The following is a 22,602-nucleotide window of genomic DNA, read 5'->3' as shown; positions in this document are numbered from 1 at the left end:
ATGATCGCGATCATCGATTACGGCATGGGGAACCTGCACAGCGTCAGCAAGGCGGTGGAGCGGCTCGGATACGAGGCGGTCGTGACGGCGGACGCAAAAGAAATCATGGAGGCGGACGGGGCTATTTTGCCGGGGGTCGGAGCTTTCGGCGACGCGATGCAGAACCTGCGGAATACGGGTCTCGACGAGGTGACGCGTTATTACGCGGCATCCGGCAAACCGCTTCTTGGGATTTGTCTCGGCATGCAGCTGTTGTTCAGCGAAAGCGAGGAGTACGGACCGCATCAAGGATTAAACTTGCTGCCGGGCAAGGTCATCCGGTTCAAAGGCGATTTCAAGGTGCCGCACATGGGTTGGAACAAGCTGGACTTCCTTCAAGAAACGCCATTGTTCGCGGGTCTTGAGCAGGGCCATGTATACTTCGTGCACTCTTATCATGCCAAGCCGGAGCGCGAGAGCGATCTGCTGGCGACAACGGATTATAACGGCCAAGTGACCGCGATCGTCGGCAACGGCAACGTGTACGGCATGCAGTTCCATCCGGAGAAAAGCGGCGATCTCGGCATGAGCCTGCTGCGTAATTTTCTCGCTCTTACGGGGACGGCTGACGCCCGTTAGTCACGGTTAGGCTGCACCTATAAAATGAGTAGAAGGGAGGATCCCGAATGTTAGCCAAACGGATTATCCCCTGTCTGGACGTGAAGGACGGGCGCGTCGTCAAAGGCGTGAACTTCGTCAACCTGCGCGACGCCGGCGATCCCGTCGAGTTGGCCGCGATTTATGATAAAGAAGGCGCGGACGAGCTGGTGTTTCTGGATATTTCGGCCTCGGTAGAAGGACGCGCGACGATGGTAGAGGTCGTCAAACGGACGGCCGGCGAAATTACGATTCCGTTCACGGTCGGCGGCGGTATTTCCCACGTGGATGATATGAAGCGGCTATTGCGCGCAGGAGCCGACAAGATCGGCATCAACACGGCGGCCGTGAAGAATCCATCGCTGGTCCGGGACGGAGCGAAGAAATTCGGCTCCCAGTGCATCGTGGTTGCGATCGACGCGAAGTTCAATCCGGCCTGGGGCGAATGGGAAGTCTATACGCACGGCGGACGGACGGCGACGGGCATCAAGGCGCTGGCCTGGGCCAAAGAAGTCGAACAGCTCGGAGCCGGTGAAATCCTGCTCACGAGCATGGACGCGGACGGGACGAAGGACGGCTTCGACCTGAAGCTGACGCGGGCCGTGTCCGACTCGCTCGGCATTCCCATCATCGCTTCGGGCGGCGCGGGGAAAGTGGAGCATTTTCACGATGTATTCCTGCAGGGGCATGCGGACGCTGGCCTTGCGGCGACGATTTTTCACTATAAAGAAATGACGATCCGCGATGTGAAGGACGACTTGCGGCAGAAAGGGGTCGAGATTCGATGAGCACAGGTAATACTTTGGAAGCTGCAGCGGCGGAGATCAAATGGAACGAGGCGGGCCTGGTCCCGGCAATCGTACAGGATGTCGCGAGCAAAGAAGTGCTGATGATGGCGTACATGAACCAGGAATCGCTGAAGCTTTCCGTGGAGTCGGGCGAGACGTGGTTCTGGAGCCGTTCGCGCAGCGAGCTATGGCATAAAGGAGCGACCAGCGGGCATACGCAGCGCATCGTCTCCATGCACTACGACTGCGACGGCGATACGCTGCTCGTACGCGTAGAGCAGAACGGTCCGGCTTGCCATACGGGATCGTACAGCTGCTTTACGGGCGAGATCCAAGGCGTGAAAGGAACGGAAGCAGGCGCAAGCGCGTTCCAACAATCCAGCGACCGCTTCGCGATGCTGAACCAACTGGAAGCGACGATCGCGCAGCGTTACGTCGAACGTCCGGAAGGCGCCTATACGACGTACTTGTTCGAGAAAGGCGTCGACAAGATCCTCAAGAAGGTTGGCGAGGAGTCGGCGGAAGTCATCATCGCGGCCAAGAACAAGGACAACGACGAGCTTCGGTGCGAGACGAGCGATCTCATTTTCCACCTGATGGTGCTGCTGCGCGAACGCGGGCTGTCGCTTGACGAGGTCATGGCAGAGCTTGGCCTTCGCCACAATAAGCCTAAGAAATCTTCCTAGCTAAATTTGGAAAACCTGCCGCCTTAACCGAGCCGTGGACTCCGTGCGCTCGGTTCTGTCGCGTTCAGTGCCTTCAGAAAGTGCTTGCGAAGAGGAAAGAAGGCGCGATCAGCCGTAAAGGCACGATCTTGACCGGTTTATAGAGGCAAGGAACCGCTGGCGGCAAGCCATGCCAAGCGATCCTTTTTTGAATTATTATTAATTCCATGTATAATGAAGGTTGTCGAAACAAGTAGGTTGGAATATGCCGGCGAGACGGTTGTTACCATTCTGTCTCCCAAACGTATGTAAGGAACAAGCATTATAATTTAGTGGTCCAATCGCTCAGGAGGGTATTATGTTGTTTAGCGACAAGCTGCGTATTTTCTCGGGTTCCTCGAATCCAAAATTGGCTGAACGTATCAGCGAAGAGCTCGGGCTCCCGCTCGGAAAAATCAAGGTGTCCCGGTTTAAAAGCGGCGAGATCTACGTCCATTACGAGGAGACGATTCGTAACTGCGACGTATTTCTGGTTCAGTCGTTCTCGCATCCCATCAACGATCATTTTGTCGAATTGCTCGTCATGATCGATGCGGCGAAGCGCGCTTCCGCCCGTACCGTGAACATCATCGTGCCTTATTACGGCTATGCGCGCCAAGAGCGCAAAGCGGCTCCGCGCGAACCGATCTCGGCCAAAATGCTTGCTGACGTGCTGACGACAGTCGGCGCGACGCGGGTCATTACGATCGATCTTCATGCGCCGGCGATTCAAGGGTTCTTCAATATACCGGTGGATCACCTGACAGGTCTTGACCTGATCAGCGACTACCTGAAATCGAAGAACATCAAGAATCCGGTCGTCGTATCCCCGGATGCCGGCCGTGCGTCGACGGCGGAGAAGCTGGCGAACTACCTGGATGCGCCGTTCGCGATCATGATTAAGAAACGTCAAGCCCACAACGAGTCCAACATCACCCACGTCATCGGCGATGTCGAGGGCGGCACGCCGATTATTATCGAGGATATGATCGATACGGGCGGCACGATCGTCAACGTCGTGGAAGGCCTCAAAGAACGCGGCTCCGAGGACGTGTACGTATGCGCAACGCATCCGCTCTTCTCCGGCCCTGCCCTGCAGCGATTGGACCATCCCAATATTAAAGAAGTGATCGTCACCGATACGATCGCCCTTCCGGACAACCGTTCCGATCGTTTCACGGTACTGTCGGTTGCCCCGATCCTGGCGGAAACGACGCGGATCATTATCGAAGGCGGCTCCATCAGCACGCTCTTCAAAAACGCCGGTATCTAGCATCGGCCAAGCTATTCAAGAGCCAAAATACGGCTGCGGCATGCGGCCACCAACCTCGAATCGCGGGCAGCTGCCCGCGATTTGCCACATATTCTTTCGTGTAAGGATAGGCCGCGCTATGGTATAATCGTAGAAACTTTGTACGGGATCGGTCGTACTGGCGTGCATCATTCGATTGCACATATGAGGACCTGTTCGTCTGTACAACCGACCCTGGTCGCAAACTACGTTCGCTGCTCGGGTATGCAGCCAAAGGAGGTGCCTTGTGTTATGAAAGAAAAGAAAATTGCGCTAGCCAGCCGCAGCACGAAAATCATTCCGATTCAGTGGGACGCAACGTTCTTCTTCGAGCGTGCGGTGCGCTCGATGGATCGTTATCATTATGACAAGGCACTGAAATATTTCCGGCGCGCGGCCGAATACGAACCGGAAAATCCCGTCAACCATTGCAATATGGCGGGAATTTTGTCTGAAATGGGGAATTACGAGGAATCCAATCGTATTCTTCTGTCGATAGTTGACGAGCTGGATCCTGAAATGACGGAATGTCATTTTTATATGGCGAACAATTTCGCCAACATGGAAATGTATGAAGCGGCTGAAGAATCGCTTATCCGCTATCTAGAGGAAGACGCCGAAGGGCAGTTCCTTGACGAAGCGGAAGAGATGATGGAACTGCTCCACTTCGAGCTGGAACGTCCCACGAAGCTCGCGTTTATCAAGGCGCGCGAAGGATTCTTCGAACATGACCAGGCAAGGGCGATGCTGGAAGAAGGCAAATTCGTGGAGGCGGTTCGCCTGCTCGAGAGCATCGTCGAGAAGAATGCCGACTTCCTGGCCGCACGGAATAACCTGGCCTTGGCCTATTACTACATGGGGATCTTCGATAAAGCCATGGCGACGATTAAGCAGGTGCTGGAACAGGAGCCGGGCAATTTGCATGCCCTTAGCAATCTGGCGATCTTCTACCAGCATGCGGAAGACAAAGAGAAGCTTGCGCCGCTTGTCTCAATGCTGTGCAAAACCGTGCCTTTCCACCAGGAACACGTGTTTAAGCTGGCGACGACAATGGGCATTCTAGGAGAACACGGCGAGGCTTACCGCCATTTCATGCGTCTCTTGAAGGACGGCGCGTTGAAATCCGACCCTTGTCTGTACCATTACGCAGCCGTCGCGGCCAGCAATATGGGGCGTTACGATGAAGCGCGCCGCCTGTGGCAGCAAGTGAAGAAGATGGACACGGATTCTCATGTGCCCGGTTATTATCTGGAGCAGTTGGATCGTATGGAGAACGGTCAGCATGCGGCTCCGGCGAGCTATCACTATCACTTGCCGTTCGAAGAACAGTTCAAGCTGTGGGAGAAATCGACGGAATCGCTGCCGGATCATATGAAGCGGGATCCCCTCGTGCGGTCGTCCTTCTTCTGGGCGCTGCGTCACGGCGACCGTCATACGAAGCTGCAGGTGATTCAAGCGCTCGGCATGATCGCCGACAACGAAGTGAAGGATGCGCTGCGCGACTTTATCGTCGAGCCGCAGGAAGACGACTATTTGAAACGGATTGCGATCTTTGTGCTTCGCTCCATCGGCGTGCATGAATCGCTCCGTGCCATTCTCGAGGGCAAGGAAACGGTCATCGAGCACAGCCGGATGCCGTCCCGCCTGCCGATCTGGGAAGACAAATGGCAGTCCGTGCTGGAATCCGCTCTCGCGCACATGAATAAGCATTATGACCTTGTCCAGCAGCATGACCTGCTCACGCTGTGGATCGAGTTCTTGTCGCGAGTGTACCCCGACGTGCCGAAGCTCGGGAAAGTAGAGGGCTGGGCAGCGGCGCTGGAATATTTGACCGCCAAAATGCATCGCCGTGAAATTTCGTACCACGAGGTTTCGCAGCGGTACGGCATCTCGATCGCGACTGTCAGCAAATGCGCCAAGCGCATTGATGAAATATGCGGCATTAAGGAAAAGATGAGAATGACTTTCCCGGCACTTGCGGATCATCGCGAATAAGGGAGCTTCAAACGCAAAGGAGGAAACATTCGTGTACAAAGCAATCATTATCGGAACCGGTCCTGCGGGACTGACGGCGGCCATTTACTTGGCACGCGCCAATATGAACCCCCTGGTTATCGAAGGTCCGGAACCGGGCGGCCAACTGACGACGACGACAGAGGTCGAGAACTTCCCTGGATTCCCGGAAGGCATTATGGGACCGGATTTGATGGCCAACATGCGCAAGCAAGCGGAGCGCTTCGGCGCTGAATTCCGCACGGGCTGGGTCAATTCCGTCGACACCTCCAAACGCCCGTTCACGCTGCAAGTGGAAGGTCAAGGCGAGCTGCAAGCCGAAGCGCTGATCATCTCGACCGGTGCATCCGCGAAGTATCTGGGCATCACGAATGAACGCGAGAATGTCGGACGCGGCGTAAGCACGTGCGCGACCTGCGACGGCTTCTTCTTCCGCGGCAAGAAGATCATCGTCGTCGGCGGCGGAGACTCCGCCATGGAGGAAGCGAACTTCCTGACGCGCTTCGCATCCGAAGTCGTGCTCGTTCATCGCCGTCCTGAGATGCGCGCATCCAAGATCATGCAGGACCGCGCTCGCGAGAACAGCAAAATCAGCTGGGCGCTGGACCGCACGCCGCTTGAAGTCGAAGCGAACGGCATGGGCGTAACGGGGCTGAAGGTGAAGAACAACGAGACGGGCGAAGAGGAAGTCATTGAGACGAACGGCATCTTCGTCGCGATCGGCCACACCCCGAATACGAAGTTCCTGAACGGCCAGCTCGAAACGGACGAGACGGGCTACCTGGTCGTCAAGCCAGGCACGTCGGAAACGAACATCCCGGGCATCTTCGCCTGCGGCGACGTACAGGATCACAAATACCGTCAAGCCATCACGGCGGCGGGAAGCGGCTGCATGGCGGCGCTGGACTGCGAGAAATTCCTCGAAGGCCACGCGGTTCACGACTGGAGCCAATCGCTGTAATTGCCGGTTCGCCGGTCGACGTAGAGAGTATCGAGGACGCTGTTCGAACTATCGAACAGCGTCGCTTCATGTAAGCGGGCATGCCCGACACGAGGACTCTTTTGCCCGGACGGCTTATTCTTGACCAGTTGGTAGCGTTCGCTTATAGTTTTAGTTGGAACGAAAGCAACACTAGATCCTTATATTAGTATAGAGGTGGCCCATTAATGTCTGAGAAAATTGTCGTTGGCGTTGATATTGGCGGTACGTCCATCAAAGTAGGCATTTGCAATATTGAAGGCGCGTTACTGCATACGTATGAAGGACCGACGGAAGTCGAGAAAGGCTCCGACAACGTATGCGAGAACATCGCGGCTTACGCTCGCCTGATCGTCGAGCAGTCTCCGTATGAGTGGGAGCAGGTCGAAGGCGTTGGTATCGGCATTGCCGGTTTCTTGGACATTCCGCGCGGTTTCGTCCACAAATCGGTCAACCTGTTCTTTGATAATGTACCGCTTAAAGATATTTTGGAAGAGAAGCTTGGCAAGAGAGTGCTTGTGAACAACGACGCGAACGTAGCTGCGCTGGGCGAAGCTTGGGCTGGTGCCGGTCGCGGCATTTCGGATTGCGTATGCTATACGCTGGGAACGGGTGTCGGCGGCGGCGTTATCATTAACGGCAAAATCGTCGAAGGCTCCAAAGGCATGGCCGGCGAGCTCGGACATATGGCGATCGTGCCGGATTTGGAAGCGATCCAATGCGGCTGCGGCAACAAGGGCTGCCTAGAGACGGTTTCTTCCGCGACGGGCATTATCCGCATGGCCAAAGACGCCGTAGAGCGCGGTGACCGTACCTCGCTGTCGTTCGTCGAGAACATCATGGCCAAAGACGTTATCGACGCGGCGAAAGCCGGCGACGAAGTTGCGGCACGCATCGTTAACCGTGCAGCATTCTACTTAGGCAAATCGATGGCAACCGTTGCCGTCGTGCTTAACCCGCAGCGTTTCATTATCGGCGGCGGCGTATCCAAGGCGGGCGAGTTCCTGTTCGAGCAAATCCGCGACGTATTCCGTAAATCGACGCCTGCCATGGCGCAAGAAGGCGTAGAGATCGTGCCGGCTATTCTAGGCAATGACGCAGGCGTCGTTGGCGCTGCAGGCCTTATTATCCGTTCATAGTTTATAGGGTTTCGGTTTAAGGAGGGATTGACGATGGAAGCAGGGACAGCGAAGGCTAGACTCGTCATCATCACGGGCATGTCCGGTGCCGGCAAGACGATCGCGGTGCAGAGCCTGGAGGACCTCGGGTTTTTCTGCGTCGACAATTTACCGCCGGTGCTCATTCCGAAGTTTGCCGAGCTGATCGAGCAATCCAACGGCAAAATCGGCAAAGTGGCGCTTGTGATCGACCTGCGCGGACGCGAGTTTTTTACGGCTTTGTCGGAATCTCTCAGCTATGTGAAGGAGCATTATACGATCGGGTACGAAATTCTGTTCCTCGATGCGACCGACAGCGTGCTCGTTCAGCGTTATAAGGAAAGCCGCCGGATGCATCCGCTGGCAACCGAAGGCCTTCCGCTTGAAGGGATCAAGCTGGAACGCCGGATGCTGGAGGATCTGAAGGGCTGGGCGACGCAGGTTATCGATACGAGCAACCTGAAGCCCGCGCATCTCAAGGAACGGATCATATCCCGGTTCACGAATACCGATATCAGCACGATTTCGGTTAACGTGACGTCTTTCGGATTCAAATACGGCATTCCGATCGACGCCGACTTGATCTACGATGTCCGTTTCCTGCCCAATCCGCATTACGTCGATCATCTGCGTCCTAACACGGGTCAGGATCCCGAGGTTTACGAGTACGTGATGAAGTGGCCGGAGACGCAGACCTTTCTTACGAAGCTGCTGGATATGCTGCAATTCTTGATTCCTCTGTACAGCAAGGAAGGCAAGAGCCAGGTCGTCATCGGTATCGGCTGTACCGGCGGGAAACACCGTTCGGTTGCCATTGCGGAATATCTAGGCCGCATGCTCGGCAGCAGCGATACGGAGATCGTTCGTGTCAGTCATCGAGATGCAGATCGTGATCGGAGCTGAGCGCAGCATGGCAGAACGTAAGAAAGAACAACAGCCCCGTATTGTCGTCATAGGCGGCGGTACGGGACTATCGGTTATGCTGCGGGGATTAAAGGAGAAGCCGCTCGATATCACCGCGATCGTCACGGTCGCGGATGACGGCGGCAGCTCCGGTATTCTCCGCAGCGAATTGCAAATGCCCCCTCCGGGCGATATTCGGAGTGTCCTGATTGCGCTAGCCGACGTGGAACCTTTGCTCTCCGACATGCTGAAGTACCGGTTTAATTCCGGAACCGGTCTGGCGGGTCATAGCTTGGGCAACCTGATGCTGGCGGCGATGACGGATATATCCGGCGATTTCGTCTCCGGGGTACGCATGCTCAGCAAGGTGCTGGCCGTTCGGGGACGCGTGCTTCCCGCAGCCGGCGAAGCGATCGTGCTGAAGGGCGAAACCGTCGATGGGACGATCATTACGGGCGAGTCCAATATTCCGAAAGCAGGCAAAGCGATCAAGCGGGTCTTTATCGAGCCGGCCGATGTCGAGCCGCTGGAGGAAGCGGTTGAGGCGATTCGCGAGGCGGATGCTATACTGATTGGGCCAGGCAGCTTGTACACGAGCATTATTCCCAATCTACTCGTGCCGAAGCTCGCGCAGAGCATCGTGGAATCGGACGCCGTCAAGATCTTCGTCTGCAACGTCATGACGCAGCCCGGCGAGACGGATAACTATTCGGTAAGCGACCATTTGGCGGCTGTGCATGCACATATCGGCCACCACCTGTTCGACTATGTTATTGTGAACGACGGCGAAATTCCGGAGCAGGTACAGCAGAAATACGCCGAAATGGGCGCGAAGGCCGTGCATTTGGATCTGGAAGAAGTCAAACGCCGCGGCTATGAAGTCATTGCCGACAAGCTCGTCTTGTTCCGCACTTATTTGCGGCATGACGCGGCAAGGCTGAGCCACCATATTTATCAGCTTGTGGAAAACTGGATGCAACGAAAGAGGTGAGGGTACGTGTCTTTTGCGGGACAAACCAAAAAAGAATTGACGCTCATCGAAGCGGATCCGTGCTGCGAGCTGGCAGAGCTGTCAGCGCTGATTCGTATGAACGGTTCGGTCTCGGTGTCCAGCCGTAAAGTCATCCTCGATATTTCGACGGAAAACGCAGCTATCGCAAGGCGGATTTACTCCCTCATCAAGAAACAGTTTGCCGTGCATACGGAGCTGCTGGTTCGCAAGAAAATGAGGCTGAAGAAGAACAATGTTTATATCGTCCGTATCCCTTCCAGGGTTCAGGAAATTTTGAGCGATCTCAAAATCGTATCCGAGGGATTCATGTTCAATCAGGGCATCGACCGGGAAATCATTCGGAAGTCGTGCTGCAAACGTTCCTATTTGCGGGGCGCTTTCCTGGCGGGAGGATCCGTGAACAATCCGGAGGGATCCTCGTACCACTTGGAAATCGCTACGATGTACGAAGAGCACTGTCAGGCGCTCGTAGAGCTGGCGAACAAGTTTGATCTGAACGCCCGCTGCATCGAACGGAAGAAGGGGTTCATCTTCTACATGAAAGAGGGCGAGAAAATCATCGAGCTCCTCAGCATCGTCGGCGCGCATCAAGCGTTATTCAAGTTCGAGGATGTCCGAATCATGCGGGATATGCGTAACTCCGTCAACCGTATCGTGAACTGCGAGACGGCAAATTTGAATAAAACGATCGGTGCGGCTGTCCGCCAGATCGATAATATCAAGCTGCTGGAACGGGAGGTCGGGCTGGATTCACTGCCCGAGAAGCTCCGCGAGGTAGCGAATATAAGGATGAGTCATCCAGACCTGAATTTAACGGAAGTCGGCGAGATGCTCAAAGGAAAAGTGAGCAAGTCGGGCGTCAACCATCGTTTGCGTAAAATCGATGAGCTTGCGGAAAAATTAAGGAATGGTTAGGCCAAGGCTAGTGTACAAAGCGTAAAAGTGGTATAATAGTGAATAAAATGACGTTTGAATGCTTGTAAGGGATGAATTTCGTATAGGGGGTAAGGTTTCCATGACAAGGCATCCGGTTGTCGTTCGACTGAAGACAGGTCTTCATGCAAGACCGGCCGCACTTTTTGTTCAGGAAGCGAACAAGTTTTCTTCCGAGGTCTTTGTTGAGAAAGACGATAAAAAAGTGAACGCAAAATCGATTATGGGGATTATGAGCCTTGCTATTAGTTCAGGCACTGAGGTCACTATTAGCGCGGAAGGTTCGGATGCCGACCAAGCTGTAACCGCTTTAGTTAACCTGGTCAGCAAGGAAGAACTCGAGAATCAATAATGACGGAATAGCGGCCGCTTTCGGGGCTGTTCATTTCGATACGAGGAAACTCCCATTCGGGGGTTTTTTCTTTTTAGGCAGTTCTTTTGCTGTCCGGAGAAGAACAATATTTTACGGTGAAAGCGCAACATCGGCCATACATCGCGCGTCTGTTACAGTAGAACTACCTAATGATGGAAAAGGGGCGGTGGGTTATGAAAATGGTGAAGCCGAAATGGGCGCTGGTGCCGGTATTGGCGTTGGCGGTAGGAGTGGGTGCGGTGCTTGGGGGTGCAGGACATGGCAGCAAGCCGGTATATGCGGTGGATAACAGTGCGATAATACAGAAAAGCACGATTACGGTATCCGGCAATGGCGAGCTCAAGACGGCGCCGGACGTGGCTTACTTGAATGTCGCGGTGGAAGCGCGCGCGGCGACTGCGAAGGAAGCGCAGTCGAAGAATGCAACGCAGTTCGCGGGGCTGACGAAGCTGCTGTACGGCACGTATAAGGTGGCGACGAAGGACGTGAAGACGACGGGCTTCTACGTACAGCCGGAATATGAATATAACAGCAAGGACGGCACGAGCAAAATCAAAGGATACCTGGCGGTTCACAACATTCAAGTGACATCCCGTGACCTGGAAGGCATCGGCAAGCTGCTGGACGATCTGTCCGCGTCGGGCGCCAATCGCGTAGACGGGGTGCAATTCGACACGGAGAAGAAGGATCAATACGAGCTGCAGGCGCTCGACAAAGCAATGGCTAATGCGAAGGCCAAAGCAGAGACGCTTGCCAAAGCAGCCGGCAAACAAGTGAAAGAGGTCCTCACGATCACGCAAAACAGCGCGAACAGCGGGCCGATCTTCTACGGTAAAGGCGAAATGGCGGCAGCGGCGGATTCGGCCGCAGGCGCTCCGAGCACGAGCGTGCAAACCGGGGAGATTACGGTGACGACCGACATCACGGTCGTTTACGAAATGCAATAAGCTATAGAAGCTGCAAAGAACCGTGCTATCGACCAATTGGCCGACGGCACGGTTCTTTTCTCGCCCATGAGCGCAGACACGGAGAGGGAGACTCCTCCGTTCAGGAACGTTGAAAAAGGCAGATCGTATTCCGATAGCGGAGTACGATCTGCCTATTGCCGAACAGGTGAGATTAAGCCAAGGATTTGCGGTCCTCGTTCAGGTGGCTGCTTAGACCGCGCTGCTCGAGCGCGTGTTCGATCAGTGCGATGAATTCTTCGGAAAGCTGCATGGCCTTAGCCTCTTGGTACACTTCGATCAAGTGAGAATCGCTAAGCGGGCGCAGCAGCAGGGACCTGTCCTGCATCGGCAGGAACAAGTTGTGCGTATCGGGTTCTTCATCGGACGTGTGCTGGAAATTCGGTTCGAACGTCGGTGCGTATGGCGTATATGCATTGCTGCCTGGGTGAGTGGATCGAATGAAATTTCGCACACTTGCGAATGGGTTCGTAAGTTTCATGCGTGTGCAACTCCGTATTATAGATTTCCGTGCAGTAGCCTAAATCAAGTTGAAATTGGAATCATTTAGTACATATTAACACGATTTGAAGGTAACGTCCTTAACCGTTCGGCAGGTTGAAAAGTTGTTGACAAACACAAAGAATTATGATTTTAAAATAAAGACAACGAAACAAAAGAGCGCTCTTCCTTGGAGGGAAGAGCGCTCTTTGATTGGATTGCGATGATGCAGATGCCTGTTCTTATAGCTTCTCGATGACTTTATCGACTAAGCCGTAAGCCGCAGCTTCTGCAGCGGACATGAAGTAGTCGCGGTCGGTGTCGCGTTCGATTTTCTCAAGCGACTGTCCGGTGCGTTCCACGAGAATGCGGTTCAGCGTATCGCGTGTCTTCAGGATATGCTTCGCGCGAATCTCGATGTCGCTGGCTTGGCCTTGCGCGCCGCCGAGCGGCTGGTGGATCATGACTTCGCTGTTAGGAAGCGCGTAACGCTTGCCTTTGGCGCCAGCCGCAAGCAGGAAAGCGCCCATCGATGCAGCCATGCCGACGCAGATCGTCGAGACTTCGGGTTTAATGAAATTCATCGTATCGAATATAGCGAGGCCTGCCGAGACCGAACCGCCAGGACTGTTGATGTAGATCGAGATGTCTTTTTCGGGATCATCCGCCGCCAAGAACAGCAGCTGCGCGATAATGGAGTTGGCGACCATGTCGTTGACAGGCGTGCCGAGGAATACAATCCGATCCTTCAGCAAACGGGAGTAGATGTCGTAAGCGCGCTCTCCGCGGTTGCTCTGCTCAATAACCATGGGTACGAAATTCATCGATTCCATCGTAATTCCCTCCTAAAGCAAAAATGGTTGAGTGTTGATTAATGCGTGTAAGCTCATCATAACGGATAAAACATCAAAAGTCAAAGAAGGTCAAATAGCGAATGAAACGCTTGAAAACCATGCGGCTGCAAGGTTACATTGCGGTGGAATTGGAGATGCTGATTGAGGTGGCAAGGGGCCAAAGCATGCAAAAAGGACCTCCGCGTTAACGGAAGTCCTCGATATTTGCAGTATAAGAATGTTCGAAAGGTAATTGGCGCGCCCGCGAGGAATTGAACCTCGATCTCAGGCTCCGGAGGCCTACGTCATATCCATTGGACCACGGGCGCACAGTGACAGTAAATATGATTATAGGGGATCCCTGGCGTAAAAGCAAGACCATGCTCGAAAATAAATTTGTTCAAATCGTGACAGTAATCGTTTTCATTCGGCAAACCGACCTTGCCCCCTCCAACCGGATGGGTTACAATAGTGGTGGGACTTAAAACGATCATGCGGGACATTTTATGTCCATGATATTCGCAGCGTCCCAACGGATTGACCCAGCTCTTCTGCAACAGGAGTGGATGTTGAAAAGATGCACGCACTCATCGCTATACAACAACAGCTTCTGCCGGACTTGCTTGTCGTCATGCGCAAGCGGTACCTCATTTTGCGCCAGGTGATGCTCTCGGATATGATCGGACGGCGTTCGCTTGCCACTTCATTGGAGATGACGGAACGGGTACTCCGCGCGGAGACGGATTTTTTGAAGGCGCAGGAGCTGCTCATCATCGATGCTGCGGGCATGCGAATCAGTGAAGCGGGCAAACGTCTATTGGAAGAGATGGAGCCGCTTTACAAAGCGATGTTCGGGTTGTCGGAGCTGGAGGAGAAGATCCGCAAGTATTTCGGCTTGCAGCAGGTGGTCATCGTTTCGGGGGATTCCGATGAATCGCTTGTTACAAGGCGAGAGCTTGGCAGAGCTGGCTGCGCCGTACTTGGCAAAGCCATGGGCAATAACGATGTCGTCGCCGTAACCGGTGGATCGACGCTTGCCCAAGTGGCGAATCAACTGACGTCCCAAACGCCGCTGAGAGGGAATTTGTTCGTTCCGGCGCGCGGAGGACTGGGTGAAAGCCTGGATTACCAAGCGAATACGATCGCTTCCACCATGGCGAAGCGAACGGGTGCGCAGTACCGAATGCTTCACGTGCCTGATCATTTAGGTGAAGAAGCATATACCTCCTTAATGCAGGAGCCCAACGTGCGCGAGATCGTCGAAGTGATCCGCAGCGCCCGCATCGTCATTCACGGCATCGGGGACGCTATGGTAATGGCCCGGCGCAGACGCGTGGACGACACGGTCGTGGATGCCATGAATGCGGAAGGCGCGCTTGCAGAGTCGTTCGGTTATTATTTCGACCGGAACGGTGCGGTTGTCCATAAGATGCTCACCGCAGGCTTGCGGCTGGAAGACATCATGGATACCGAGGTCGTCATCGCAATCGCAGGCGGACGGAGCAAAGGCGAGGCTATCGCGGCCGTCATGCGTTTCGGCCATGATGACGTGCTGGTAACGGATGAATCCGCCGCGCTCGAAATCGCGGCAATCATCGACAAGGAAACGAACGTTATATGAATGTGATCTTGACGACTCGGACGGCCCGCCGGCCTTTCGGAATATCGTCTTGAGATAAATGAAATCATGTCTAGGAGGAAACAAAAATGGTAAAAGTTGGTATTAACGGATTTGGTCGTATCGGTCGTAACGTATTCCGCGCAGCATTGAACAACCCGGATGTGCAAATCGTCGCAGTAAACGATCTGACGGACACGAACACGCTGGCTCACCTTCTTAAATATGACACGACGCACGGCAAGCTTGATGGTACGGTTGAAGCTAAAGAAGGCGCGCTGATCGTAAACGGCCGCGAAATCAAAGTTTTTGCTGAACGCAACCCTGAGAACCTTCCTTGGGCATCCGTAGGCGCTGAAATCGTTGTTGAATCCACAGGTATTTTCACAGCGAAAGAAAAAGCCGAGCTTCACTTGAAAGGCGGCGCGAAGAAAGTTATCATCTCCGCACCAGCTTCCAACGAAGACATCACGATCGTAATGGGCGTTAACGAAGAGAAATACGATGCAGCTGCCCACACGATTATCTCCAACGCATCTTGCACAACGAACTGTCTGGCTCCATTCGCAAAAGTTCTTAACGACAAGTTCGGTATCGTTAAAGGTATGATGACTACGATCCACTCGTACACGAACGATCAATCCGTGCTTGACGTACCACATAAAGACCTGCGCCGTGCTCGCGCTGCCGCAGAGAACATCATTCCTTCCTCGACAGGCGCTGCAAAAGCAGTATCCCTTGTACTGCCTGAGCTGAAAGGCAAATTGAACGGCATGGCTATGCGTGTTCCTACGCCTAACGTTTCCGTAACCGACCTGGTTGCCGAGCTGAAAGTCAACGTTACGGTCGAAGAAGTTAACGCAGCGCTGAAAGACGCTTCCGAAACTTCCCTTAAAGGCATCTTGAACTACTCCGAAGAGCCGCTTGTATCGAGCGACTACAACCACGACCCAGCTTCCTCCACGATCGACGCGCTGTCGACGATGGTTGTTGAAGGCAACATGGTCAAAGTCATTTCCTGGTACGATAACGAGTGGGGCTACTCCAACCGCGTCGTTGACCTGGCTGCATATATCGCGTCGAAAGGTCTGTAGGACATCCCCTAAGTCCCCCTTTGTAAGGGGGATTCCAAGGGTCCCCCTCTGGACACCCGACGTTTGGCGAAGGAGCTGCCTGTTGCAGCTCCTTCGCGGTGGTTTATGGGGGCCCGCCATACGCCCTTGTTGCTCCGCCCTGCGGGGCTCCGCGGGGGCGTAAGCTTCCATTTTGGCGCTCCCGGGCGACCGGAAGGTCAAGAGAGTTCTTGGCGGTTCGAGAGGCTGGGAGGCCGCATCGGCGCTGTGCTGATGCTTGGAAGGGCGTATGGCGGTTCCCTGCTGGAACCTGGCAGGAGCATGGCACCTGCGGTACCACAGTGCTCATGGCACCTGCGGTACCACTTTTATAGAGCATGTCACCTGCGGTGCCACATGGCTGGTGCCTGCGGCACCGCTACACATAGATAAATAGACCCGCTAGAAAGCGGGATGGATAGCGTGGAGAATTTAAATAAACTTCGACCTTTTTTCCGCCTTGCGGCGGCGTGGGTACTCGGGAGGAATACTGCTAATGAACAAGAAAAGTGTGCGCAACGTTGAAGTGGCAGGCAAGCGTGTCTTTGTTCGTGTGGATTTTAACGTACCGATGGAGAACGGAGCAATTACGGATGATACGCGGATCCGCGAGACGCTGCCGACCATCAAGTATCTGATCGAGAACGGCGCGAAAGTGATTCTGGCAAGCCACATGGGCCGTCCTAAAGGTCAAGTCGTGGAAGAACTGCGCCTGACGAAAGCCGGCGAGCGTCTGTCCGAGCTGCTGGGCAAACCGGTTGCCAAAGCGGACGAAGCAATCGGCGAAGCCGTTAAAGCGCAAGTGGCCGACCTAAAGGAAGGCGAAGTGCTCTTGCTCGAGAACGTTCGTTTCTACGAGGGCGAAGAGAAGAACGATCCGGAACTGGCGAAAGCTTTTGCCGACCTGGCCGACTTGTTCGTCAATGACGCATTCGGCGCCGCTCACCGCGCCCACGCATCGACCGAAGGCATTGCTCACTTCCTTCCGGCAGTATCGGGCCTTCTGATGGAGAAAGAGCTGGACGTACTGGGCAAAGCCCTGCTTAACCCTGAACGTCCGTTCACGGCGATCGTCGGCGGCTCCAAGGTGAAGGACAAAATCGACGTTATCAACAAAATGATCGAGATCGCGGACAATGTCATCATCGGCGGCGGCCTGTCCTACACGTTCTTCAAGGCGCAAGGCTACGAAATCGGCAAATCGCTGTGCGATAACTCCAAGCTGGACCTGGCTTTGGAATTCATCAACAAAGCGAAAGAACAAGGCAAACAGTTCCTGCTGCCTGTCGATATCGTCGTAACGGACGACTTCAGCGCGAACGCCAACACAAGAATCGTTGACGTTGACGGCATCCCTGCCGACTGGGAAGGCATCGACATCGGACCGAAAACGCGTGAGCTCTACGCGAACGTAATCAAGGAGTCCAAACTGGTCGTTTGGAACGGACCGATGGGCGTATTCGAAATCGAACCGTTCTCGCACGGTACCCGCGCAGTAGCGCAAGCTTGTGCCGAAACGGAAGGCTACACGGTTATCGGCGGCGGCGACTCCGCTGCGGCGGCCGAGAAGTTCCACCTGGCTGACAAGATGAATCATATCTCCACTGGCGGCGGCGCATCACTGGAATTCATGGAAGGCAAAGCGCTTCCGGGCGTTGTTGCTTTGAACGATAAATAAGGTTGCAATTCAATCCAAGTTAGACAAGTTAGCTGAAGGAGCGATTACGATATGCGTAAACCGATCATTGCGGGCAACTGGAAAATGTTCAAAACCGTTTCCGAAGCGACGGCATTCTTCGCGGACGTGAAGGGCAAAGCAGAAGTAGACGGCGTCGAAACCGTCATCTGCGCGCCGTTCACGACGCTGCCGGCGCTTGTAGAAGCGGCAAAAGGCACGACAATCGCAATTGGCGCGCAAAATGTCCATTTTGAGGACAATGGCGCTTACACGGGCGAAATCAGCGGCATCATGCTGAAGGACCTCGGCGTGCAATACGTCATCATCGGCCACTCCGAGCGCCGCGCTTACTTCGCGGAAACGGACGAGATCGTGAACAAGAAAGTGCATGCGGCTTTCAAGCACGGACTTACGCCGATCGTCTGCGTAGGCGAGAAGCTGGAAGAGCGCGAAGCCGAGCAAACGAAGAGCGTGTGCAAAGTACAGACGGAAGCGGCTTTCCAAGGTCTGTCCGCTGCGCAAGCGGCTGAAGTCGTCGTGGCTTACGAGCCGATCTGGGCAATCGGAACGGGCAAATCGTCGACATCGGCAGATGCGGAAGACGTTATCGCGTTCATTCGCGGCGTCGTTGCGGGTCTGTACGATGCGGCGACGGCGAACGCGGTCCGCATTCAATACGGCGGCAGCGTGAAGCCGAACAACGTAAGCGAATATATGGGTCAATCCAACATCGACGGCGCCTTGGTAGGCGGAGCGAGCCTTGAGCCTGCTTCCTTCATTCAGCTTGTCGAGGGGGCGAAGTAAAATGACGGCTCCAGTAGCATTGATTATTTTGGACGGCTTCGGCCTTCGTAACGACGTGACGGGCAACGCGGTCGCACAAGCGAACAAACCGAATTACGACCGCTATTGGGCGACATTCCCGCATACGACGCTCACGGCGAGCGGCGAAGCGGTAGGTTTGCCGGAAGGTCAAATGGGCAACTCTGAAGTGGGACACCTGAACATCGGCGCAGGCCGAATCGTCTATCAGGATTTGACCCGCATCAGTAAATCCATTCGCGACGGCGAGTTTTACGACAACGAAACGTTGCTTGGCGCCGTGCGCCATGCCAAAACGAACGGCAAGAAGCTGCATCTGTACGGATTGCTGTCCGACGGCGGCGTTCACAGCCACATCGGACATCTGTTCGCGCTGCTTGAGCTGGCGAAGAAGGAAGAGCTGGACGAGGTTTACATCCATGCTTTCCTGGACGGTCGCGATGTTTCGCCAGACAGCGGCAAAGGTTATCTCGAGCAGCTGATCGCCAAAATCCAAGAACTCGGCATCGGTCGAATCGCTACCTTGCAAGGCCGTTATTATGCCATGGACCGCGACAAACGCTGGGAGCGCGTCGAGAAATCGTACCGCGCGATGGTTTACGGCGAAGGCCCGCAATATGCCGATCCGATCCAAGCCATAACGGAATCCTACGAGAAGTCGGTGTTCGACGAGTTCTTCCTGCCTTCGGTCATCGTCGAGGCAGACGGCAGCCCTGTCGGCACCGTGGAATCCGAAGACGCGGTCGTCTTCTTCAACTTCCGTCCAGACCGCGCGATTCAGCTGTCGCAAGTATTCACGAACGAAGATTTCCGCGGCTTCGACCGCGGTCCTCTGGCGCCGAAGAACCTGTACTTCGTCTGTCTGACGCTGTTCAGCGAATCGGTCGGCGGGTTCGTCGCGTATAAACCGAAGAACCTGGACAACACGCTGGGCGAGGTGCTCGTGCAGAACAACAAGCGTCAGCTTCGCATCGCCGAGACCGAGAAATACCCGCATGTCACGTTCTTCTTCAGCGGCGGCCGCGATCACGAGCTGCCGGGCGAGACGCGCATTCTCATTCCATCGCCGAAGGTCGCAACGTACGACTTGCAGCCCGAGATGAGCGCTTATGAAGTTGCGGCGGCAGCGGTGAAAGAAATCGAAGCCGACCGTCAAGACGTCATCATCCTGAACTTCGCCAACCCCGACATGGTCGGTCACTCCGGCATGCTGGAGCCAACCATCAAGGCGGTCGAAGCAACGGATGCCTGCCTCGGACAAGTCGTGGAAGCGGTGCTGGCCAAAGGCGGCGTATGCCTCATCACGGCCGATCACGGCAATGCGGACATGGTCATCGACGAGAACGGCCGTCCGTTTACGGCCCATACGACGAATCCGGTTCCGTTCATCGTGACCAGACAAGTCGGCCCGCTGCGCGAAGGCGGCATTCTAGCCGACATCGCTCCGACGATCCTGCATTTCGCAGGCTTGCAGCAACCGGAAGAAATGACCGGCCAGTCGCTTGTCCAAGGCTAAGAGATACAGTACAATCGTAACGATAATGACCAGCCGGCTGTGCCGTTATCGGCGCTGCCGGCGTTAACCAAAACAATACTTATTTGAAGGAGTGTTTCGACATGTCTATCATTACTGACGTTTACGCACGCGAAGTGCTTGATTCCCGCGGTAACCCTACTGTTGAAGTCGAAGTTATGCTGGAGTCCGGCGGCAAAGGCCGCGCAATCGTGCCATCCGGCGCATCCACGGGCGCATACGAAGCCGTTGAGCTTCGTGACGGCGACAAATCCCGTTACCTCGGCAAAGGCGTTCTGAAAGCAGTGGAGAACGTGAACTCGATCATCGCTCCTGAAATCATCGGCCTAGACGCGCTGGACCAAGTGCTGATCGACCGTAAAATGATCCAACTGGACGGCACGCATAACAAAGGCAACCTGGGTGCAAACGCGATTCTTGCCGTATCCATGGCTTGCGCGCGCGCGGCAGCCGATGCGCTTGACGTACCGCTGTACACGTACCTCGGCGGATTCAATGCGAAAACACTGCCAGTACCGATGATGAACATCGTAAACGGCGGCGAGCACGCCGACAACAACATCGACGTTCAAGAGTTCATGGTTCTGCCTGTCGGCGCTGAAAGCTTCAAAGAAGCGCTTCGCATCGGCGCTGAAATCTTCCACAACCTGAAATCGGTTCTGAAAGACAAAGGCCTGAACACGGCAGTCGGCGACGAAGGCGGCTTCGCGCCGAACCTGGGTTCCAACGAAGAAGCCATCACGACGATCATCTCCGCGATCGAGCGCGCTGGCTACAAGCCGGGCGTAGACGTATTCCTGGGCATGGACGTTGCATCGACGGAATTCTATAAAGACGGCAAGTACCACCTGGAAGGCGAAGGCCGTTCGTTCACGTCGGCTGAATTCGTCGACCTGCTCGCTTCGTGGGCTGACAAATATCCGATCATCACGATCGAAGACGGCTGCTCCGAAGACGACTGGGAAGGTTGGAAGCTGCTTACCGACAAACTGGGCGGCAAAGTCCAACTGGTCGGCGATGATCTGTTCGTAACGAACACGGAGCGTCTGTCCGACGGTATCGAGAAGGGCGTAGGCAACTCGATCCTCGTTAAAGTGAACCAAATCGGTTCCCTGACGGAAACGTTCGACGCGATCGAAATGGCAAAACGCGCTGGCTACACGGCTGTTATCTCGCACCGTTCCGGCGAATCCGAAGACAGCACGATCGCTGACATCGCCGTTGCGACAAACGCCGGCCAAATCAAAACAGGCGCTCCGTCCCGTACGGACCGCGTCGCGAAATACAACCAATTGCTTCGCATCGAAGACCAATTGGGCTCCACGGCTCAATACGCCGGCAAGAGCGCGTTCTACAACCTGAAGAACTTCAAATAAAGCAATCCAGCATCGTACGGGTTAGCCCGCAACGAAGCCAAAAAAGCAAAAGAATGTCCCAAATGGCACGGTAGTATCGCCGGAGGGGGCGTCTATAATTAGGGGAGAGAAGCGGGGCGCAAGGACCTGTGGCTCTCCTCTTTTTATGTTTGCAGCAGACTATACTCTTGAACGAGGTGGATATCGTGGCAAAACCGGTAGTAAGCTTGCAGTTGTACACGCTTCGTGATCAGACAGAGAAGGATTTTCTAGGCACGATCCGCAAAGTGGCGGAGATGGGCTACACGGCCGTGGAATTCGCGGGTTACTACAACACGCCGGCCAAAGAGCTGAAAGCGCTATTGGACGAGCTCGGATTGGAAGCGCCTTCGGCGCATATCGGATTGAATTTCGGCGAACCGGAGAAGATCTCCGCCGATCTCGATAAGCAAATCGAATACGCGAAGGAGCTCGGCCTGAAGTATATCGTTACGCCTTGGGCTCCGCTGCCGGAGAATCCGACAATCGACGACGTCAATAAACTGGCGGGGATCCTGGAAGCGGCCGGCAAGCAAGTGAAGGAAGCGGGCCTCCAATACGGCTATCACAACCATGATTTCGAATTCAAGCAAGTGGACGGCAAACCGGTCATTGATTGGCTGCTGGAGAAGGTGTCGGCCGAGTTCCTGATCGCCGAGTTCGATCTGGGCTGGGTGCATATGGGCGGTCAAACGCCGGTCGATTATGTAACGCGTTATGCGGGCCGCGTGCCGTTGGCGCATTTTAAAGATTTCGGCCAAGGCCGCAGCGACACGGAAGTCGGCAAAGGCGTCGTCGATCTGAAGAGCGTCCTGAAAGTAGCGGAGCAGGTCGGTATCGAGTACTTCATCGTCGAGCAGGAAGAGTTCGAGAACTCGTCGCTCGAAAGCGCGAAGATGAGCCTGGCGTTTTTCCGCGAAAACGGTTTTTAATGATGTTAGTTAGCCAGGGTTGCCGGCTGGCAACTGGCTATAGGGGTCTCCTATCACTCGCTTGAGAGTGAATAGGGGACCCTTTTTGCTGTAGCGGCAGGAGCGGAGCGGGCGAAAAGAAAAAGGGGCATGGCCCCAGGGGTTGACGCATTAAACCTGCCGCGCAGGTATTGCGAATGGAGCGACTTTGGTGCGAAGCACCACGGGAGCGCCATTTGCAATATCGGAGCTTGAACTTGGATGTGAGTGGCGCAGCGGAGCTTTGCACTCGAGAGGCACCAAGCGCAGCGGGTCTCGGGGGATGAGGGGGCAAGCCCCCAAAACCCTGTTGCGAAGGTATTGCGAATGGGAGCGACTTTGGTGCGGAGCACCACGGGAGCGCCCATCGCAATACCGGAGCCCGGGAGCGCCAGGCACCAAGCGCAGCGGGTCTCGGGGGGAGGAG

21 protein-coding genes and 1 tRNA gene are annotated in these 22,602 nt (G+C 55.0%); 19 read left to right on the top strand and 3 right to left on the bottom strand.

The genetic code is table 11. The features are described 5' to 3' along the window. The 12 genes from hisH (at position 1) to AC0YNU_RS32425 (ending at position 11,736) form a co-directional block, all read left to right on the top strand. Positions 1–618, top strand: coding sequence for an imidazole glycerol phosphate synthase subunit HisH (gene hisH, locus AC0YNU_RS32480; protein WP_475764111.1), 618 nt, complete (start codon positions 1–3; stop codon positions 616–618). Positions 619–665: 47 nt separating this feature from the next. Beyond that, a complete protein-coding gene (gene hisF, locus AC0YNU_RS32475) occupies positions 666–1,424 on the top strand; it encodes an imidazole glycerol phosphate synthase subunit HisF (protein WP_475764109.1) in 759 nt (252 codons plus the stop codon). Next, positions 1,421–2,110, top strand: a complete 690-nt coding sequence (hisIE, locus tag AC0YNU_RS32470; RefSeq protein WP_475764107.1) for a bifunctional phosphoribosyl-AMP cyclohydrolase/phosphoribosyl-ATP diphosphatase HisIE — start codon at positions 1,421–1,423, stop codon at positions 2,108–2,110. Before hisF ends, hisIE begins: the two co-directional genes overlap by 4 nt. A gap of 340 nt (positions 2,111–2,450) precedes the next feature. Continuing rightward, entirely contained in the window at positions 2,451–3,401 is a 951-nt protein-coding gene (locus tag AC0YNU_RS32465) for a ribose-phosphate diphosphokinase (RefSeq protein WP_475764146.1), read from the top strand. Between the two features lie 270 nt (positions 3,402–3,671). Further along, the gene (locus tag AC0YNU_RS32460; protein ID WP_475764105.1) at positions 3,672–5,414 is read left to right on the top strand and encodes a tetratricopeptide repeat protein; all 1,743 of its coding nucleotides are present in this window, start codon (positions 3,672–3,674) and stop codon (positions 5,412–5,414) included. A gap of 31 nt (positions 5,415–5,445) precedes the next feature. Then, positions 5,446–6,393: a thioredoxin-disulfide reductase gene (gene trxB / locus AC0YNU_RS32455; RefSeq protein ID WP_475764103.1), complete on the top strand. Its 948-nt coding sequence runs from the start codon at positions 5,446–5,448 to the stop codon at positions 6,391–6,393. Positions 6,394–6,599: 206 nt separating this feature from the next. Next, the gene (locus AC0YNU_RS32450) at positions 6,600–7,550 is read left to right on the top strand and encodes an ROK family glucokinase (RefSeq protein ID WP_475764101.1); all 951 of its coding nucleotides are present in this window, start codon (positions 6,600–6,602) and stop codon (positions 7,548–7,550) included. A gap of 33 nt (positions 7,551–7,583) precedes the next feature. Next, positions 7,584–8,471 carry an RNase adapter RapZ gene (gene rapZ, locus AC0YNU_RS32445; protein WP_475764098.1) on the top strand — a complete coding sequence of 296 codons (888 nt, stop codon included), beginning with the start codon at positions 7,584–7,586 and terminating at the stop codon, positions 8,469–8,471. Positions 8,472–8,478: 7 nt separating this feature from the next. Continuing rightward, on the top strand, positions 8,479–9,462 hold the full coding sequence (locus AC0YNU_RS32440) for a gluconeogenesis factor YvcK family protein (protein ID WP_475764144.1): 984 nt from the start codon (positions 8,479–8,481) through the stop codon (positions 9,460–9,462). 6 nt (positions 9,463–9,468) lie between these two features. Further along, a complete protein-coding gene (whiA, locus tag AC0YNU_RS32435; protein ID WP_475764096.1) occupies positions 9,469–10,398 on the top strand; it encodes a DNA-binding protein WhiA in 930 nt (309 codons plus the stop codon). Positions 10,399–10,498: 100 nt separating this feature from the next. Further along, positions 10,499–10,768, top strand: coding sequence for an HPr family phosphocarrier protein (locus AC0YNU_RS32430; RefSeq protein WP_090583454.1), 270 nt, complete (start codon positions 10,499–10,501; stop codon positions 10,766–10,768). 194 nt (positions 10,769–10,962) lie between these two features. Next, positions 10,963–11,736, top strand: a complete 774-nt coding sequence (locus AC0YNU_RS32425) for an SIMPL domain-containing protein (RefSeq protein ID WP_475764094.1) — start codon at positions 10,963–10,965, stop codon at positions 11,734–11,736. A 172-nt stretch (positions 11,737–11,908) separates the two neighbouring features. Here the strand turns inward: AC0YNU_RS32425 and sda are convergent, their stop codons facing one another. The 3 genes from sda to AC0YNU_RS32410 all read right to left on the bottom strand — a co-directional run bounded on the left by sda (position 11,909) and on the right by AC0YNU_RS32410 (position 13,396). Next, positions 11,909–12,235, bottom strand: coding sequence for a sporulation histidine kinase inhibitor Sda (gene sda / locus AC0YNU_RS32420; RefSeq protein WP_475764092.1), 327 nt, complete (start codon positions 12,233–12,235; stop codon positions 11,909–11,911). A gap of 241 nt (positions 12,236–12,476) precedes the next feature. Further along, a complete protein-coding gene (gene clpP / locus AC0YNU_RS32415; protein ID WP_475764142.1) occupies positions 12,477–13,058 on the bottom strand; it encodes an ATP-dependent Clp endopeptidase proteolytic subunit ClpP in 582 nt (193 codons plus the stop codon). 263 nt (positions 13,059–13,321) lie between these two features. After that, positions 13,322–13,396: transfer RNA gene (locus AC0YNU_RS32410), tRNA-Arg, on the bottom strand. A gap of 248 nt (positions 13,397–13,644) precedes the next feature. On the opposite strand from AC0YNU_RS32410, the gene AC0YNU_RS32405 reads away from it, so the two are divergent. The 7 genes from AC0YNU_RS32405 to AC0YNU_RS32375 all read left to right on the top strand — a co-directional run bounded on the left by AC0YNU_RS32405 (position 13,645) and on the right by AC0YNU_RS32375 (position 22,157). Further along, positions 13,645–14,688, top strand: a complete 1,044-nt coding sequence (locus AC0YNU_RS32405) for a sugar-binding transcriptional regulator (RefSeq protein ID WP_475764090.1) — start codon at positions 13,645–13,647, stop codon at positions 14,686–14,688. An 86-nt stretch (positions 14,689–14,774) separates the two neighbouring features. Beyond that, positions 14,775–15,779: a type I glyceraldehyde-3-phosphate dehydrogenase gene (gene gap, locus AC0YNU_RS32400; protein WP_475764088.1), complete on the top strand. Its 1,005-nt coding sequence runs from the start codon at positions 14,775–14,777 to the stop codon at positions 15,777–15,779. A 514-nt stretch (positions 15,780–16,293) separates the two neighbouring features. Further along, positions 16,294–17,475: a phosphoglycerate kinase gene (locus AC0YNU_RS32395; protein WP_475764085.1), complete on the top strand. Its 1,182-nt coding sequence runs from the start codon at positions 16,294–16,296 to the stop codon at positions 17,473–17,475. A 51-nt stretch (positions 17,476–17,526) separates the two neighbouring features. Beyond that, positions 17,527–18,279 carry a triose-phosphate isomerase gene (gene tpiA / locus AC0YNU_RS32390; RefSeq protein WP_475764083.1) on the top strand — a complete coding sequence of 251 codons (753 nt, stop codon included), beginning with the start codon at positions 17,527–17,529 and terminating at the stop codon, positions 18,277–18,279. Position 18,280: 1 nt separating this feature from the next. Continuing rightward, positions 18,281–19,813, top strand: a complete 1,533-nt coding sequence (gene gpmI / locus AC0YNU_RS32385; protein WP_475764081.1) for a 2,3-bisphosphoglycerate-independent phosphoglycerate mutase — start codon at positions 18,281–18,283, stop codon at positions 19,811–19,813. Positions 19,814–19,914: 101 nt separating this feature from the next. After that, positions 19,915–21,207: a phosphopyruvate hydratase gene (eno, locus tag AC0YNU_RS32380; RefSeq protein ID WP_161705360.1), complete on the top strand. Its 1,293-nt coding sequence runs from the start codon at positions 19,915–19,917 to the stop codon at positions 21,205–21,207. Between the two features lie 185 nt (positions 21,208–21,392). Next, a complete protein-coding gene (locus AC0YNU_RS32375) occupies positions 21,393–22,157 on the top strand; it encodes a sugar phosphate isomerase/epimerase family protein (RefSeq protein ID WP_475764078.1) in 765 nt (254 codons plus the stop codon). Positions 22,158–22,602 lie beyond the last annotated feature (445 nt).

It is taken from the genome of Paenibacillus sp. J31P316 (genome assembly GCF_056269105.1).
The sequence above is the reverse complement of the archived record's forward strand: the minus strand, read 5'-3'. Positions and strand labels throughout refer to the sequence as shown.